This is a genomic window from Proteus hauseri (assembly GCF_004116975.1).
GTDB lineage: Bacteria > Pseudomonadota > Gammaproteobacteria > Enterobacterales > Enterobacteriaceae > Proteus > Proteus hauseri.
On the sequence record NZ_CP026364.1, the window covers coordinates 3,335,652 to 3,352,894 of the forward strand.

Below are 17,243 nucleotides of genomic sequence, written 5' to 3' on the forward strand. Positions count from 1 at the left end.
ATTTTTCATTTATCGCATCATAATTTTTAATAATAAATTGTGTAATATAAAATATTGCTTATTTTTCTGATTATAGTATTAAAAACGTATACTCCATCATCATCTTAAATGAAAATGATTATTATTTATATTGACTGGCAGTCGGTCATTGTTGTATGTTACCGACTCTGAGTCAGTCATTATCAATTTTTCATTTTCGATGGAATTATCATGTTGCTATTACCTGAAAATAATCATTGTCAAAACAAGCAATTTAAAAGTGGACGTAACTACTACTCTATTGTTATTCCTACATTATTTACATTAACTTCGCTATCTCCTGTTTATGCAGAAACTACGGAAAAAATTGTGGTAACTGCGGATAGCGGTAATGAAAATGAGTCATTACCTACCGGTTATATCGCTAAGAAGCAGACAACAGCGACTAAAAGTGATGCCAGTTTATTAGAAACACCACAAATGGTTTCTGTCGTTAATCGCGCTCAACTTGATAATTTACCTTCTGAATCTATTAGTCAGGCGTTGCGTTATAGCTCTGGTATTGTGAGTGAAAAGTTTGGTGCTTTTGGTAGTGGTATTGATTATTCCAAAATGCGTGGTTTTGATGCAGATTATTATCTTGATGGTCTAAGAATGCTGGGAAATAGCGGCATTTGGGCTCCGCAAATTGATAGTTGGAGCCTACAAAGTTTAGAAGCAGTGCATGGCCCCTCTTCTGCTCTATATGGTCAAGGCGGTGCTGGCGGTGTGATTAATATGATATCACGTCGCCCTTCAGCCGAAACTCAGCACCAAATTCAGTTACAAGCTGGAAATAATAAAAATCATAGCGTCAAATTTGATACTACATCTGCCTTAAATGATGATGAAACTTGGCTATATCGTGTTTCAGGTTTGGCCCTTGAACAAGGATCGCAAATGCCCTCTTCTCGGCAAACGCGTTTTCTTATTGCACCAGCAATAACATGGAAACCTAATGATTCACTTAATTGGACGCTATTAGGTCAATATCAGAAAGAGCCACGTCTGGGCTATTACAATACACTGCCTGCTCAAGCATTAGGATTACTGCCCAATCCCAATGGTAAGGTTGATCCTAATCGAAATTATAATAATCAAAGCCATGATAATTCTCATCGAAAACAACAATCTGTCACTTCATTACTTGAATACCAACTTAATCCGCAGTGGCAATTTAAGCAAAATACTCGCTTTATGAAGGTAGATACTGAAATTAGTCGTGACTATACCCGCGGCTTTCTACCTGGTGATCGTTTCTTGACTGCGGTATATCAAGAAGCACCAAGCAAATCAGAAACATGGGTAACAGATAATCAGTTAATTGGTAAGGTCGCTACGTGGGATATTGACCATAGGTTAATGGCTGGATTTGATTATCAACATGGTTATATGACTAAAGATTGGTGGGGTTCTCAAACGGTGAGTATTGACCCTTGGGCAGATAACCACAAGCCGGATTTCACGCCTTATCCCGTTGCACGCACATCTACAAAACAACAATTTGATCGATATGGCTACTATTTACAAGACCACCTACGTTGGCAACAATGGAATTTATTACTCAGTGGCCGTTACGATAGCGCTGATTTAGACACACATAATCAAATTTCAGGTACGATACAAACCAGCCATAACACAGCCTGGAGCCATCGTGTTGGACTAAGTTATCAATTTAATAATGGTTTTTCACCTTGGATAAGCACATCTGATAGTTTTGATCCGGTTCTAGGTACAGATGCTGATGGAAAAGCATTTATTCCAATGAAATCAAGACAGTATGAAGTAGGTGTTAAATATCAAGATCCACAAGCTGCTCACTTAGTGAGTGTTGCTGTTTATGAATTAACCCAAGAAAACGTAACCACTCATAACCCTAGAAATCCAGATTATTATCAACAATCAGGTGAAATTCGCTCGCGTGGTGTGGAGTTTGAAAGCAAATTAGTATTAACACCACAAGTTAATATGATGCTGAATTATGCTTATACGCACAATATTGTTACTTCAACCAGTGATCCAACGACATTAAATAAACATCCTGTTCAAGTACCTGCTCATACAGGATCTGCATGGATAGATTACCGTTTTCGTCAGCCTTATTTTAATGGCGCGTTGTTAGGTGCTGGTGTGCGTTATTTAGGCTCTACTTATGGTGACAATACCAATACGTTTAAAGTACCCGCAGTATGGTTAGCTGATGTCAGTTTCCGTTATCAATTAGCTGCAATTAATAGTGAATTACAAGGATTAGAATTAGGATTAACGGTAAGTAATTTAACCAATAAATCCTATGTTGCCAGTTGTACTAGCTCTACTTATTGCAGCGTTGGTACTGATCGAGTGGTGCTTGGTGTATTAAATTACTATTTTTAGGATATGAACATGAATAATTATCGACGTTCATTACTAAAAGGTGCCAGTGCATTCTCATTATTATTAGCCAGCCCATTTCCTGTTTATGCTAAACAAAAACAGAAAACCATTGTTGATATTTTAAAACGAGAAGTCACATTACCCAGTAATTTAAATAAAATTTATATTGCAGATAGCGGACTGTTTTTGCTTTATGCCGCCGTAGCCACTATTAATACAACAGGCGCTTTTGATGAGCGTCTTATTGCTATGCCCTCTGCATTTCGTACCGCTGATTTAAGTTTGTATCGCCAATATACTCAAGCATTTCCTCAATTACTGTCGCTACCTGAATTTAGCGCTATGTCGAGTGGACATTTTAATAGTGAAAAACTCATTTCGTTAAAGCCAGATGTCATTATTGTGGCAATAGGTACTTATCGAGCAATTAGCGTTAATGGTGTTTTAGATGTGCTCACAAAAGCCAATATTCTGGTGATAGTGTTTGATTTAAGTATCGACCCACTTAACAACACACCAATCAGTACAGAGATTATGGGAAATTTACTAGGGAATACACAACGTAGCCAAGCAATGAACTTATTTCGCCAGCAACAGTTAGCCCAAGTAGAACAGCGTTTACATCAAACGCCTTTTGTTAGACCAAATATTTTATTTGAACGTGCTGCGGGTTTCACCCCCGAATGTTGTCTCTCTTATGGCAATGGCAGCATGGGACAAATGTTACAAGTTGCCGGTGGTAAAAATCTAGGATCTGAATATATAACAAGTACCTACGGTTTATTAAACCAAGAAACGGTTATTTATTCAAAACCTGACAAAATATTTTTAACTGGTGCTGATTGGAGTAGCTACAACCCAACTGGCGATTGGGTTAATTTAGGTCCTGGCGCTAATTTGCAACAAGCTAAATTACAGCTTGAGAGATTAATGCAGCGTCTTGCTTATAAAACACTCGGTGCTGTTAAAACGCGGCAAGTTTATGCTATTTGGCACACTTTTTATGATAGTCCATTTGGTTTTATTGCCGTTTTACAAATGGCGAAATGGTTGCACCCTAAACAATTCTCTCATCTCAATGTCGATACTATTTTTTATGACTATTATGACCAATTTCTCCCTGTTAAATGGCAAGAAGGCTATTGGGTGACATTACTGCCTCAAGAAAAGGAATAATTATGTTTGATATCTATTCACCCGACCCTCTGCGTATTAAAGTTGAAACACAATCATCGGGTAAACGTACTATTTTATATTCCGCTAAAGGACAGCCAAATTATATGTATGTCGTACCTCGATTTAATTTAAATGAGGTATCAGATAATCTTGGTGATACAGTTCATCCTGCTTTTATTGTTAATGATGAAATAAAAGATGCTTTCTTTTATGCGTGTTATCCAGCATCAATTCATCAAGATGAATTATTAAGCTTACCAGACCAAAAACCAGCAACTTTATTTGATTTACCTACGTTTCAGCGACGTTCACAACAAACAGGAAAAAGTTTTCATTTAAGCACTCACGCAGAATGGGCCGCGCTAATGCTTTGGTGTCGTCATCATAAAATGACAGAAGATGGCAATACTGACTATGGACGCAGTTTTTTACATCCACACCAAGAGACCGTGCGTGTGGATAATAAACCTGCTGGTGATACTGATTTTACAACGGGTGATCCGACAACAATAACAGCGCCACAATGGGAAAATTGGTATCACGATAATAGTGAATTTGGTATTAGCGATTTATGTGGCAACTTGTGGGAATGGCAAAGTGGAATGCAATTAGATGCTGGTGAAATTCAAATAATTAAAGATAATAATGCGGTATTTTGTGGTAACTCGACAATTAAAGAAAAGTGGTACTCGTTAGATTTATTAACCGGAAATACATTACCAATAAAAAATCAAAATAGTGCGAAATATGATTCGCCTTCTGCATATTGTGATGGTAATGCAGGGCTTCCTATTTTATCAACGTCAATAAAACACTATAACGGTGATCCGAAAGATAATAGCTATCCTGCGGGATTAATGGATGGCGAATTCAATGCCATATCATTACAAAGTAATTGTATTGTTGCTGATATTTTTAAAATATTAGGATTATATCCAGCAATTAGTCAGCAAGATAACGATCAAGTTTATCTTCGTAATTATGGAAAAAGAGCATTAATGCGAGGCGGTGCTTGGTATTCACAGCAATGTGCTGGAATGCGTACACTTTGCCTTAGCCATGCAGCAAATCATCGTAGTACATCTGTGGGGGGGCGTATCGCTTGGATTGAGCTTTAGGTTATTAATAAATAGCCCCAATAAATTAATTATTCGCATTAATGGGGCTAATTTGTAAATATATCAGCGTATCAAGTAGATATATTTTTAACTGAATTGGCTCTTCTATAACCTATAAATGCGGTCAACATTACTAGCATACTGGCACTGATTGCAACCCATGAACCAGAGTTAGTTCCAAAATAATCAACAACTTGTCCAGTTAATGCTGCACCTATAGCAACACCAATATTTAACCCCGCTAATAACCATGTCATCCCTTCTGTTAACTGTTTTTCAGGTACCGCTTTTTCAATAAGTGACATTGTCACAATTATCATAGGTGCAAAGAATATTCCAGAAATAAATACCACTCCACTTAAGCTATATACAGAAGCAATAATGGCTAAAGGTAATGTAGTAATAAAAGTGGCGATACCGCCGACGAATAATAAACGAGGTAAAGAGCTTGATAATTTTACTGCACCAAAAACAAGCCCTGAAATACAAGAGCTTACAGCATAAGCTGAGAGTACTATACTTGCTGTTGCGGGGTTCCCTTGTAAATCAGCAAAAGCAACACTAAATATATCGATAGTGCCGACAATAATGCCCATAAATACCATAATTAATGCTAGGATTTTTACTAAAGGATAATGGATAACTGATTTGTTTTTCTCTGATGATATGATATCCATGTTCTTTTCAACTGTGGGCTCGCTCTTTCTTTGTATCGACAACAAAAACACACCAATAGAAAGCAGAATTGTTGCAATCAATATTCCTGCTTGAGGAAAAAATGCCACACTTAGGGCGACCGCGATAGGCGGCCCTATAATAAAGGTAACTTCATCTAATACTGTTTCTAATGAATAAGCGGTTTGTAATTGAATATTCTTTTTATAAATTGCTGTCCATCTTGCTCTTATCATCGCTGAAATACAGGGCATAAAACCCATTAATACTGCAGCAACAAAAAATAGGCTTATATGCCACTGTAACCAAGAGATAAATAGCATTAGCCCCGTACCTAACACACTGATTAATGAGAAAATAGGTAAAACATTACCCTGCCCATAACTATCCACTAATCGAGAAATTTGTGGTGATAATATGGCGTAAGTGAAAACAAAACAGGCAGAAATCGCCCCTGCTAAAGCATAACTTTCTTGAGTTTGTGAAATCATCATAATGATACCAATACCCATCATTGGTAATGGCAAACGTGCAACTAATCCCGCTAGGGTAAATAAAACTGTTCCCTGATGACTAAACAGCTTTTTATAAGTCTTTATCATACACTTCCTCATTTTTATCCTTGCCATTTAGACAACAGATTAAGATAATACATACACTGCGTATGTATAAATCATATATACATACGAAATGAATGTAAATATACAAGCAGTTCGTATGTAAGATATTATTGGAGGAAAAATGGCAAGACGTACTCGCGCTGAAATGGAAGAAACGAGATTGTTATTGTTAGAGACAGCAAGAAAAGTTTTTTGTTATCAAGGTTATACTGATGCATCTATGGATGATTTAACTGCTCAAGCGGGTTTAACCCGTGGAGCGTTATATCATCACTTTGGTGATAAAAAAGGTTTATTATCCGCTGTTGTTGCACAAATTGATGCTGAGATGGATGCGCGTTTACAAGCAATATCAGATAATACGACTGATCTTTGGCTTGCGTTTTCACAGCGTTGTCATACTTATTTAGCAATGGCACTTGAACCCGAAATTCAGCGTATTATTATGCGAGATGCTCGGGCAATTTTAAGTGATAAAGTATCAGAGCCATCTCAAAGTTGTATTATCTCGATGAGTGCAATGATCAAACAACTTATAGATAATAAAACTCTAAAAGATGTTGATCCTGAAACCTTAGCGTTATTTATTTATGGTAGTTTAGAAGCAGCGGCACTGTGGATAGCAAATAGTCATGACGGTGATGAGCAATTAAGAAAAGCACAATTAACACTCGATATACTGCTAAATAGTTTACGTGCTTAACTTTAATATTAAATAAACCTCAATGCTAAATAACAAGGTGTTTTACAGCTCCTTGTTATTATTTGTTTTATATTTCCCTAATACTGAGTAATGCGCCATATCACGTCCCTCTGCCATTGCTCCTCAATAAAATCAAGGAAGTATCGTACTTTAGGCGATAAATGACGCTTTGAAGGATAAACTGCACAAATTGATGGTAAATTAACGGTGTGATCCATTTCTGCTTATATTGCTATTTTTAATCTAGCAATAGCAGTAGGTGCCTATTTAGGTGGTTATTTTGTTGATGGTTATAGCCTATTTATTACACTTATTGGCGCAATACTATGTATTCTGTTTGCATTGATAGGCATTGGTTTTTCTTATTTTAAACAGCAACAAAGACACTAATTATATCAGGGTAATTTTAAATAAAAACTTATTGTAATTACCCTGATAATTTAGGCATGCACTAATTAATTTAATAACTGAGTAAATTGCTGATAAAGCATTTCACCTAATGTGTCGGGTGTATATTCAGTGCTTGCTTCTAAATTATCAACCGCCGCGTGCATGCCATGATAAATCAGTGTACTGGTTAATTCGAGTTGCAGTACTTGCCATATTTTATTTTTTGTTCCATCAACTAAAATAGCCTGCAATTGTTGCATCGCCCTATTTTCATGAATATTGCCGCTTTGATGAAACGCTTGGTGAAATAACATATCGTGTAGTTCACGCTTTTCTACATAAGCAATAACGCTATTTTCACACCACTGTTTTAATTTAGAATGATAATCATGAGGTTCACATTTTGCTATTGCATCAGCGACTTTATCAAGATACCAATCCATATAACGGGCTCTTAACGCCTCTAGAACATCGGTTTTAGCGGCAAAATAGTGATAATAAGTCCCTTTAGCAACACCTGCTTTTTTTACGATATCGCTAACCGTTGTTGCATCAAATCCTTTTTCAAGAAAAAGAGCTTCTGCTGCATTCATTAATTCTTCTAAGCGAATTTCCGCTGGCTTAGTTCTTGGTTTATCTGTTAGTTGCTCTTTTAATGACATTGCTTATCCCCTTCAAGTCGCCTGCAAAGGTTACTCTATATTGAGTTTAGTCTCAATGGTGATAAATGAAACTCATTATCAATAACTATTGACCGACGGTCGGTCGAGTATTATGATAAAGATATTATTTAGCAACCTAGGCAGTAAATTTATGAATTATTTAAAGCGATTGTCGCTAATTAGCGCTATTTGTTTAGGGACTTTTATGGCAACGCTGGATATCAGTATTGTGAATGTTGCATTACCTACAATTCAAAATGATATTCATGCTGATATGTCAACCTTACAATGGATTGTAGATGCTTATGCTCTTTGTTTATCTGCTTGTATTCTCTCTTCTGGCCCATTAAGCGACCGATTTGGTCGAAAGAGAATATGGCTATGGGGCGTTATTATTTTTACATTAGGTTCGCTTATTTGCGCCTTTGCACAACAGCATACTGTATTAATTTTAGGACGTATTATTCAAGGCGTGGCTGCCGCTGCGCTTATTCCGGGCGCCCTATCATTAATTACTCATGCTTTTCCTATTGATATTGAGCGTATTCGTATTATTGGCATTTGGTCGTCAGTTAGTGCGTTATCATTAATTATTGGCCCCATTTTAGGTGGTGTTTTAGTTCATACTAGTGGTTGGCCGAGCATATTTCTTATTAATATTCCCATTGGTATTATTACTGTATTGCTTGGGTGGTATGGATTAAAAGAAAGTGCAGATCCGGATAATGTTGCTCTTGACCCATTTGGACAAATAACCAGTATGTTAGGATTAGGTTTACTAACTTACGGCCTAATTGAAGCGGGTTCTGTGGGTTGGATACATATAAAAACGTTATCAACATTGTTTTCTGGTGTTATTTTTCTTGTTCTTTTTGTGGTAATAGAAAAATGTGTTGCTAGGCCACTATTGCCATTAGGTTTATTTAAAGATCGCGCTTTCTTTCAATATAATTTTTCTTCTTTTACATTAGGGTTTGCCACTTATAGTAATGTGTTTTTTATTGCTTTCTTTTTGCAAAAAGCACAAGGATGGAGCGCATTAGAAACTGGCTGGAGAATGGCGCCTGAGTTTATTGCAATGGCACTGTTCTCTATGTCTTTTGGCCGTTTTTCTGCTTATTTTTCTGTTAGAAAATTGATGGTTTGTGGCTTCTTATTTATTGCTGTTTCATCCTGTTTATTAGCCACATTGCATACAGATAGTCATTATGGAATAACAGGAAGTTATTTATTTATTCTTGGCGCTGGAATGGGACTATCTACCCCTGCTATTGGTGCTTTAGTTATGAAGAGTGTTGAACCTTCTCGCTCGGGAATGGCATCAGCAACAATGAATGCATTAAGACAAACCGGTATGACAATGGGAATTGCGCTATTAGGTACATTAATGGTGCAACAAGCTATCAATTATATGGTTACTCAAAGTCAGCTATTAGGAATATCAGTAAGTTATATTGAAATTGTTGGTTTGATCACTGAAAATATTGGTGATGGTTTAGATGCTTCTTTATTAACGCTATTACCTGAAGCCTTTAATTCTGGCTTTGCTTATGCAATTGCAACTGCGGGTATTTCTTGTTTTCTTACCTTATTAGTGGTGCTTTACCCATCAAAGGTAAGTAATAAAACAGTTCATCAGCAAATTACTGAATAATTAAATCTAGAGGTTATAATTATAAATGTTCAGATAAATAATCAAGAAATGCTTCAATATTACGTGAAAGTGAACTACGACTAGCATAAATGGCCAATAGATCTATCGAGGCGGGTTGTTGAGGAAAATTAATTGCCCGCAATTTTCCTGCTTTTATTGCATCAATACAACAATGTTCAGCTAATATTGCAAAACCTAATCCTTGTAATACACCCGATTTAGCTAAAATAGCGCTATTGACGCGATAACGACTGTTAATATTTATTTTTATTGGCTGTTTATTTTTATCAATAAATATCCAAGGTTGTCCTTCAAGTGCACTTAAACTTGAAATACAAGGTAATTGACTCAGTTGCTCTATTTCTGTTGGTGTTCCTGTTTTAGTTAATAATTTATCTGATGCCACAACAACACTACGCCATGTTTTTATTACACGAGAATGATAGCTGCTATCAGATAAATTACCGCGATGAAAAGTTAATAGTAAGTCGATATCATCGTTAATAACATTACGAGGCATCAGCTGAGTATCACATTGAATAATAAGCTTAGGATGAAGTGCAGCAAAATTCGCTAAAATATCAGCAAGTAGTTCGCTGCCATATTCGCTAGGAATAGTTAGACGAAAAGTTCCTGTTAATGGGCCATGACTAGTAATTTGGCAGACCGTACTATCAAGTTCGGTGAGTGTTTTTTTTCCTTGTTGATAGAGCGTTTTTCCTTGCTCTGTTAACCGCATTTGTCGAGTCGTTCTATCGATTAATTTGCAACTAAGTTGCTGTTCAAGTTGTTTTATTGCACGACTAATATTAGAGGTAGGAATTGATAGTTGGCGTGCTGCGCCCACAAATTGCCCTTGTTCTGCAACAGCTAAGAATATACGTAATAAATTAAGGTCAATCTGCATAACGTTATCACTGCCTATCATATTTTTGTTGTTTGATATAGGCAGTGTAACATCCATTTTTATTTAACCGTAAAGAATTAACAGTAACCGTAGGACATTAATTTTTGATAACGATCCTCTAGCAATTCATCAATTGATAATGATTTTAACTGAGCCAAATCAATAAGAAGTTGTTGCTTGAGAAACTCTGCGGCTTGTTGATATTCACGATGTGCGCCCCCTAAAGGTTCAGGAATTATAGCGTCAATAATTCCTAATGATAGTAATTTAGGTGCTGTCATTCCCATCGCCTCTGCCGCTAATGGGGCTTTATCAGAATTTTTCCATAAAATAGAGGCGCAACCTTCTGGCGATATTGCAGCGTAAGTGCTGTATTGCAACATATTAACACGATCACCAACACCAATAGCTAATGCGCCACCAGAACAGCCTTCTCCGGTAATAGTACAAATAACAGGCGTTTTTAAGCGTGACATTTCTAAGATATTTCGTGCAATAGCTTCTGCTTGTCCTCGTTCTTCAGCACCAACACCAGGATAAGCACCCGCCGAATCAATAAAAATAATAACAGGTAAATGAAAACGTTCCGCCATCTTCATTAGGCGCAGTGATTTACGATACCCTTCGGGTGATGGCATACCAAAATTGCGGCGAACTTTTTCTTTGGTATCGCGGCCTTTTTGTTGACTAATAATCATAACGGGCATGTTATCCAAACGCGCTAATCCAGCAACAATAGCTTTATCATCGGCATAAGCTCTGTCACCCGCTAGTTCCTGAAAATCAGTAAAAATAGCGTTGATATAATCTAATGTATAAGGTCGCATCGGATGGCGAGCTAATTGCACAATTTCCCAAGCGCCTAAATCAGCAAAAATAGAACGTGTTAATGAGAGGCTTTTTTGTCGTAAACGAGAAATCTCTTCATCTAAATTAATCCCTGTAGGTTCGTCTTGAGACTGTTTAAATGTAAGTAACGCATCAATCTTTTCGTCTAGTTCTACAATTGGCTTTTCAAATCCAAGATGAATATAAGACATAACAAACCTCATGCTTTATATAGCAATAACAAACAATAAATAATCGTCTCAGTCTAAAAAAAATGGTTAATAGAGGATAGTTTTAAATCTGATAAACACTGTTATCAAAAATGGGATAATAAATTCTTGGTAAGAAAAACTGCAAAAAATACGATGCCAAAAAGAGCTTTTTCATATTTTTTAAACTATACAGTCATCAATAACTCATGTATTAATACACAGTTAGATATGACTATTTTTCAGTCGTTTAAAAAGCACAAAAATATTAAATATAATTAAACAATTCAAATAATTAAAATAAAGATAATATGCTCTCGAAAAAAACACTCTCCACAACTGCATTGCTGTTTTCATCACTTCTTCTCACTATAGGAAGAGGTGCAACATTGCCGTTTATGGCAATTTACTTATCGCGGCAATACCAAATGGCAGTTGATGATATTGGTATTGCTATGTCAATAGCATTGACAACAGGGATCTTTTTTAGTCTTGGTTTCGGTATGTTAGCGGATAAGTTTGAAAAAAAACTTTACATGCTAATTGCTATCGCTATTTTTATTATCGGATTTGCTGCTATTCCGATGGTTAATAGCACCGTTTTGGTAGTTATATTCTTTTCTGTAATTAACTGCTCTTATTTGGTTTTTTCAACCGTGTTAAAAGCTTATTTTGCTGAAACACTTTCGATTTCTGCTAAACCAAAAATATTTTCATTAAATTATACCTTTATTAATATGGGATGGACGGTAGGACCACCTATCGGTACCCTGTTATTAATGTATGGTACTCAACTTCCTTTTTGGTTAGCGGCAATTTCAGCCACTGTTCCTCTTTTTGTGATTCAACTTTTTGTTCAGCGCTCTAAAGCCACCAATAGTGGGGAAGAAAATAGCGTTAAATGGGATCCAAAAATAATGTTAAAAGATAGAGCATTAAGTTGGTTTGTGCTCTCTACTTTTTTTGGCACATTAACTTTTGGATCTTTTGCATCTTGTATTTCACAATATATCTTAGTGGTTTACGATGCAAAATTAGCAGAAACCGTTATTGCTGTCGTGTTACCCGTTAATGCGGCCATTGTGGTTTCTCTACAATATATTGTTGGTAAACACGTTACCGCAGATAGGCTACGTAAATTAATGACATTAGGTACCCTCTTTTTTATGTTAGGACTGGGTGGCTTTATGTTGGCGGGTGATAATTTGTTTTTTTGGGCGCTCGCTATTGCAGTGTTCACTTTTGGCGAATTAATTTACGCACCTGGCGAATATATGATGATTGATAACATTGCGCCTTTAGGAATGAAAGCAAGTTATTTTTCTGCTCAATCATTAGGTTGGTTAGGTGCTGCACTTAACCCATTAGCGAGTGGATATATTTTAACCTCACTACCGCCGACATCTTTATTTGCTATTTTAATGGGGGTTGCTGCATTAGCTTGGTTTTGTATGATACAAGGAATGAATGCAAGCAAAAGAACGGCAATTGTTTTGTAAGGCAAAATAGAGGCAACATAAAAGACACCCTATTGGGTGTCTTTTATTATTAGGATAAATAGGATTTGTACTTATTCTACCTGTGCTGTTTTTTCAGCCAGTAAATTTAATAAAGCATATTTCTTTTCAATATTTTTTTGAGTTTGAGAAATAAGTGTCGTTGCTTTATCAGGATAGATTTTAAATAAACGGCTAAAACGTTGCTCTTGATTTAGCACCGCAGAAATAGTTTGATTGGGTGCGCGAGAATCTAATATTAGCGGTGTTTTCCCCTCTTGTTCTCGACGTGGGTCAAAGCGATATAGTGGCCAGAAACCAGAAGCAGTAAGCTGTTTCATTTGCTCATAACTAAATGCCAAATCATAACCATGCTCTTCGCAAGGGCTATAAGCAATAATTAATGAAGGCCCTGGATATGCCTCCGCTTCTTGAATCGCTTTAATTGTTTGATTCATTTGAGCACCAATGGCTATTTGTGCAACATAAATATTGCCATACATCATCATCGTAATACCTAAATCTTTGCGAGCTTTATTCTTTCCATCTTCACCAAATTTAGTTATCGCCCCCATTGGAGTAGCTTTCGATTGTTGCCCTCCTGTATTTGAGTAGCATTGTGTATCTAATACCAGTACATTGATATTTTCGCCGCTGCTAAGTACATGATCTAAACCGCCGAAACCAATATCGTAAGCCCAGCCATCTCCGCCGACCATCCACACTGATTTTTTCATTAAGTAATGAGCATCTGTTAGTAATTCTCTGGCTTGAGGATCACTGCTTTTACCTAATAATAGTGATAACTCATTTACAGCATGGCGTTTATCTTGATTACTGCTGGTGGTATTCGTCAGTGTTTGATAAAGCGCTTCAGGTATTTCTGTTGCAAATCTATTTAATAGCCGCTCAACACGTTTTTGATGTTGAGTCAGAGTCAATCTAAAACCAAGCCCAAACTCGGCATTATCTTCAAATAATGAATTAGCCCAAGCTGGCCCTCTGCCTTCACTATTTGTGGTATATGGCGTAGTAGGTAAATTACCGCCATAAATAGACGAGCACCCTGTTGCATTAGCAATTAATAATTGGTCACCATAGAGTTGAGTTAATAGTTTGATATAAGCGGTTTCTCCGCAGCCAGAGCATGCACCAGAATATTCAAATAGTGGCGTGATAAGTTGTGAGGTTCTTATATCAATTTTTTCTAATTCAGAAGGATGCAAATCAGGTAACTGTTCAAAGAAAGCAAAGTTTTGTTTTTCAGCCTCTAATACATTCAGCTTTTCAATCATATTAATAGCTCTGATTGACGGATCCTGCCTGTCTTTAGCAGGGCAAACTTCATAGCATAAGTTGCAACCTGTGCAATCTTCAGGAGCAACCTGTAAAACATACTCTAATCCTCGCATTTCACGCGATTTTACGGGGAGCTTTTCTAATGTGGCAGGCCGCATTTCCAGTTGTTCTGGTTTGGCTACTTTCGCACGAATAGCTGCATGGGGGCATGCTGCAACGCAATAATTACACTGTGTGCAGAGTGAGGGTTTCCACACCGGAATAAATTCAGCAATATTGCGTTTTTCCCATTGTGTTGTTCCTGTTGGCCATGTGCCGTCAGGCGGAAATGCAGAAACAGGTAAATTATCACCTAATCCAGCTATCATCATTGCAGTGACGCTTTTGACGAAATTAGGTGCATTATCAGCGACAATTGGCGATTTATACGGGCTTTCAGATAAAATAGCCCCTAAAGGTACAGCCTGTAATGCAGATAATGTCTGTGCAACCGCGGCTAAGTTTGCATTAACTAGCGTTTCACCTTTATTTTGATAACTTTGAGTAATTGTCTTAGTTAAATATTGGTTAATATCGTCTTTAGGGAAAAGTGCAGTTAAATGGAAAAATGCAGTTTGCATTACGGTATTAATACGTGCACCTAATTGGCATTCTCGCGCAATTTTGTAAGCATTTATCGTATATAAACGAGCTTGCTTTTCTATTAGTAGTGCTTGCACTTCTTGCGGTAACTTAGCCCAAATCAACTCTGCTGAATAAGGGGTGTTTAGCAGTAATATCCCCCCTACTTTTAATTTTTCTACTACTTGATATTTATCGATAAATTGCCATTGATGGCATCCAATAAAATCAGCTTGTTTAATTAAATAAGTTGAATGAATCGGCTGTTGGCTAACTCTTAAATGAGAAACAGTTAATCCGCCTGCTTTTTTCGAGTCATAAACAAAATATCCTTGAGCATAAAGAGATGTATTATTACCAATAATATTAATATTATTCTTAGTAGCAGAAACAGAACCATCGCTACCTAAACCATAAAATAGAGCACTAAGTTGATGACGATTAGGCAAATTAGCCTCTACAGGCATAAGGGATAAACCTGTTACATCATCATAAATTCCTACAGTAAAACGACGTTTAGGTTTTATTTGTTGTAGTTCTTTAAATACCGCCATAACGCAATCAGGATCAAATTCTTTTGACGATAATCCATAACGACCAGAAATAGTTAGCGGTAAAGTTTCTCGCTCACCTTGCTGATAAGCCTCTGTTAATGAGGTTATTACATCAAGATAAAGAGGCTCTGCCTGAGCACCCGGTTCTTTGGTTCTATCTAGCACAGCAATAGATTCAACAGTAGTAGGAATAGCATCAATAAAATGCTGAGCTGAAAAAGGACGATAAAGATGAACACAAAGCAGACCAAGCTTTTCACCTCGTGTATTGAGCATATCAATCACTTCTTTACAAGGCCCAGCGGCCGATCCCATTAATACAATAATGCGAGTAGCTTTAAGATCACCATAATATTCAAAGGGTTGATAAGAGCGCCCTGTTACTTCAGCAAATAAAGCCATTGCTTCTTCAACGTGATGGTAACCTTGATCGTACCAAGGGTTTGAAGCTTCTCTGGCTTGGAAATAAGTATCTGGATTTGCAGAAGTTCCTCTGATCACAGGCGCTTCTGGTGATAATGCTCGTTTGCGATGGGCGCTTATTGCTTGATATGGAATTAGTTGTTTTAATTCATTATCAGTGACAGAAATAATTTTATTCATTTCATGAGAAGTGCGAAATCCATCAAAAAAGTGAACAAAAGGAATTCGGCTATTTAAGGTGGCTATTTGTGCAATAACTGCAAAGTCTTGCGCTTCTTGCACACTATTAGCACAAAGTAATGCACAACCTGTTTGCCTGATTGCCATAACATCAGAATGATCACCAAAAATAGATAGTGCATGCGTCGCAACAGTACGAGCAGCAACATGCAGTACAAATGGTGTTAGTTCCCCTGCTATTTTGTAAAGTGATGGGATCATCAATAATAATCCCTGAGAAGAGGTAAATGTGGTAGCTAATGCACCCGTTTGTAATGCGCCATGAACTGTCGCTATCGCCCCACCTTCAGATTGCATTTCCATTAAGCGCGGAATATCACCCCAAATATTTGGTTGATTATTAACCGCCCAGCGATCTGCATATTCCGCCATTGTTGAACTTGGGGTGATTGGATAAATAGCAATAACTTCATTTAAACGATAAGCAATAGAAGCCACTGCTTGATTCGCATCTGTTGTGATATTAGGGTGTAATTTATTACTCACAATAATTACCTTTGTCGTTGATCTTTTTTCTTATGGTTCTGAAATTAGCAGAAATCAACAACAAGGATTTATCATATTTGTGGTACACCTATTACTTATTCACTATTTGATGACTTCGGTCAACGTCATCGACTAGATAATTTAATGTTACTTAACAAAGTATTAAATATTCATTTGAATATATTTTTATTTAGATACACGCTTTAGTACTGTATTAATACTTATCGGGAAAAAATCATTCACATCAACACCAACGTTAATTGCATTTTGTCCTAATATTTCTAAACGTTTACGCTGAGATGGATCTTTGCCTGAATTATGAACATGACCATATAAATGAATTGCATCACGAAAGAAACCTGGCCATTCTAAAATTGGATAATGAAACATGACTATTTTACGTTTTTGATAATCAAGCTCATAGTAATCTTTAACCCACTTAAATGCTGAGGCATCAAAATCAGGGTCTTCAAGAAATTTATCGTGGTTTCCTCGAATAAGATATTTTTTACCATTTAACCTATGCAAAATACGGTTAGCATCTTTACCTGTTCCACGATAAAGAAAGTCTCCAAGAATATAAATCTCATCGTGATCCGTTACATAAGCATTCCAATTATGGATTAATGAGTCGTTCATATGACTGATGCTATTAAAAGGACGATGACAAAGGTTGAGAATATTAGAGTGGCAAAAATGGGTGTCGGAAGTAAAATAAATCATAGTAATTTCTTAATAAAAATTAAAAATTAACCTCAAAAAATATATTTTCCTCGGTCTGTATGGTG

Annotated in this window: 12 protein-coding genes; 6 read left to right on the top strand and 6 right to left on the bottom strand. The window is 36.7% G+C overall.

Annotated elements, in window-relative coordinates:
• The first annotated feature begins 210 nt into the window (after positions 1–210).
• From PH4a_RS15280 to PH4a_RS15290, 3 genes are read left to right on the top strand one after another with little or no spacing between them, the layout of a single operon-like run.
• Positions 211–2,394, top strand: coding sequence for a TonB-dependent siderophore receptor (locus PH4a_RS15280; RefSeq protein ID WP_129040934.1), 2,184 nt, complete (start codon positions 211–213; stop codon positions 2,392–2,394).
• Between the two features lie 9 nt (positions 2,395–2,403).
• The gene (locus tag PH4a_RS15285; RefSeq protein WP_164971550.1) at positions 2,404–3,570 is read left to right on the top strand and encodes an ABC transporter substrate-binding protein; all 1,167 of its coding nucleotides are present in this window, start codon (positions 2,404–2,406) and stop codon (positions 3,568–3,570) included.
• A 2-nt stretch (positions 3,571–3,572) separates the two neighbouring features.
• Positions 3,573–4,688, top strand: a complete 1,116-nt coding sequence (locus PH4a_RS15290) for a hypothetical protein (protein WP_129040938.1) — start codon at positions 3,573–3,575, stop codon at positions 4,686–4,688.
• 71 nt (positions 4,689–4,759) lie between these two features.
• Here the strand turns inward: PH4a_RS15290 and PH4a_RS15295 are convergent, their stop codons facing one another.
• Positions 4,760–5,965, bottom strand: coding sequence for an MFS transporter (locus PH4a_RS15295; RefSeq protein WP_129040940.1), 1,206 nt, complete (start codon positions 5,963–5,965; stop codon positions 4,760–4,762).
• A 139-nt stretch (positions 5,966–6,104) separates the two neighbouring features.
• Between PH4a_RS15295 and PH4a_RS15300 the strand changes: the two genes are divergently transcribed.
• On the top strand, positions 6,105–6,686 hold the full coding sequence (locus PH4a_RS15300) for a TetR/AcrR family transcriptional regulator (protein WP_129040942.1): 582 nt from the start codon (positions 6,105–6,107) through the stop codon (positions 6,684–6,686).
• 455 nt (positions 6,687–7,141) lie between these two features.
• Here the strand turns inward: PH4a_RS15300 and PH4a_RS15305 are convergent, their stop codons facing one another.
• Positions 7,142–7,738 carry a TetR/AcrR family transcriptional regulator gene (locus tag PH4a_RS15305; protein ID WP_129040944.1) on the bottom strand — a complete coding sequence of 199 codons (597 nt, stop codon included), beginning with the start codon at positions 7,736–7,738 and terminating at the stop codon, positions 7,142–7,144.
• Between the two features lie 151 nt (positions 7,739–7,889).
• Here PH4a_RS15305 and PH4a_RS15310 point away from each other — a divergent pair, with 151 nt between their 5' ends.
• Entirely contained in the window at positions 7,890–9,392 is a 1,503-nt protein-coding gene (locus tag PH4a_RS15310) for an MFS transporter (protein ID WP_129040946.1), read from the top strand.
• A 19-nt stretch (positions 9,393–9,411) separates the two neighbouring features.
• Here PH4a_RS15310 and PH4a_RS15315 read toward each other — a convergent pair whose 3' ends face one another.
• Positions 9,412–10,299: a LysR family transcriptional regulator gene (locus PH4a_RS15315; protein ID WP_129041948.1), complete on the bottom strand. Its 888-nt coding sequence runs from the start codon at positions 10,297–10,299 to the stop codon at positions 9,412–9,414.
• 77 nt (positions 10,300–10,376) lie between these two features.
• Positions 10,377–11,339: an acetyl-CoA carboxylase carboxyl transferase subunit alpha gene (gene accA / locus PH4a_RS15320; RefSeq protein ID WP_129040948.1), complete on the bottom strand. Its 963-nt coding sequence runs from the start codon at positions 11,337–11,339 to the stop codon at positions 10,377–10,379.
• A gap of 308 nt (positions 11,340–11,647) precedes the next feature.
• On the opposite strand from accA, the gene ydeE reads away from it, so the two are divergent.
• The gene (gene ydeE / locus PH4a_RS15325; RefSeq protein WP_129040950.1) at positions 11,648–12,835 is read left to right on the top strand and encodes an efflux MFS transporter YdeE; all 1,188 of its coding nucleotides are present in this window, start codon (positions 11,648–11,650) and stop codon (positions 12,833–12,835) included.
• Positions 12,836–12,906: 71 nt separating this feature from the next.
• On the opposite strand, the gene nifJ is transcribed toward ydeE, so the two are convergent.
• Positions 12,907–16,455, bottom strand: a complete 3,549-nt coding sequence (gene nifJ / locus PH4a_RS15330) for a pyruvate:ferredoxin (flavodoxin) oxidoreductase (RefSeq protein ID WP_129040952.1) — start codon at positions 16,453–16,455, stop codon at positions 12,907–12,909.
• A 186-nt stretch (positions 16,456–16,641) separates the two neighbouring features.
• Positions 16,642–17,178: a metallophosphoesterase gene (locus PH4a_RS15335; protein WP_129040954.1), complete on the bottom strand. Its 537-nt coding sequence runs from the start codon at positions 17,176–17,178 to the stop codon at positions 16,642–16,644.
• Between the last annotated feature and the right edge of the window lie 65 nt (positions 17,179–17,243).

What these genes read in the sequence shown, in the direction of transcription:
- PH4a_RS15280 (WP_129040934.1), top strand. Translation starts at nt 211, where the DNA reads ATGTTGCTATTACCTGAAAATAATCATTGTCAAAACAAGCAATTTAAA.
- PH4a_RS15285 (WP_164971550.1), top strand. Translation starts at nt 2,404, where the DNA reads ATGAATAATTATCGACGTTCATTACTAAAAGGTGCCAGTGCATTCTCA.
- PH4a_RS15290 (WP_129040938.1), top strand. Translation starts at nt 3,573, where the DNA reads ATGTTTGATATCTATTCACCCGACCCTCTGCGTATTAAAGTTGAAACA.
- PH4a_RS15295 (WP_129040940.1), bottom strand. Translation starts at nt 5,965, where the DNA reads ATGATAAAGACTTATAAAAAGCTGTTTAGTCATCAGGGAACAGTTTTA.
- PH4a_RS15300 (WP_129040942.1), top strand. Translation starts at nt 6,105, where the DNA reads ATGGCAAGACGTACTCGCGCTGAAATGGAAGAAACGAGATTGTTATTG.
- PH4a_RS15305 (WP_129040944.1), bottom strand. Translation starts at nt 7,738, where the DNA reads ATGTCATTAAAAGAGCAACTAACAGATAAACCAAGAACTAAGCCAGCG.
- PH4a_RS15310 (WP_129040946.1), top strand. Translation starts at nt 7,890, where the DNA reads ATGAATTATTTAAAGCGATTGTCGCTAATTAGCGCTATTTGTTTAGGG.
- PH4a_RS15315 (WP_129041948.1), bottom strand. Translation starts at nt 10,299, where the DNA reads ATGCAGATTGACCTTAATTTATTACGTATATTCTTAGCTGTTGCAGAA.
- accA (WP_129040948.1), bottom strand. Translation starts at nt 11,339, where the DNA reads ATGTCTTATATTCATCTTGGATTTGAAAAGCCAATTGTAGAACTAGAC.
- ydeE (WP_129040950.1), top strand. Translation starts at nt 11,648, where the DNA reads ATGCTCTCGAAAAAAACACTCTCCACAACTGCATTGCTGTTTTCATCA.
- PH4a_RS15335 (WP_129040954.1), bottom strand. Translation starts at nt 17,178, where the DNA reads ATGATTTATTTTACTTCCGACACCCATTTTTGCCACTCTAATATTCTC.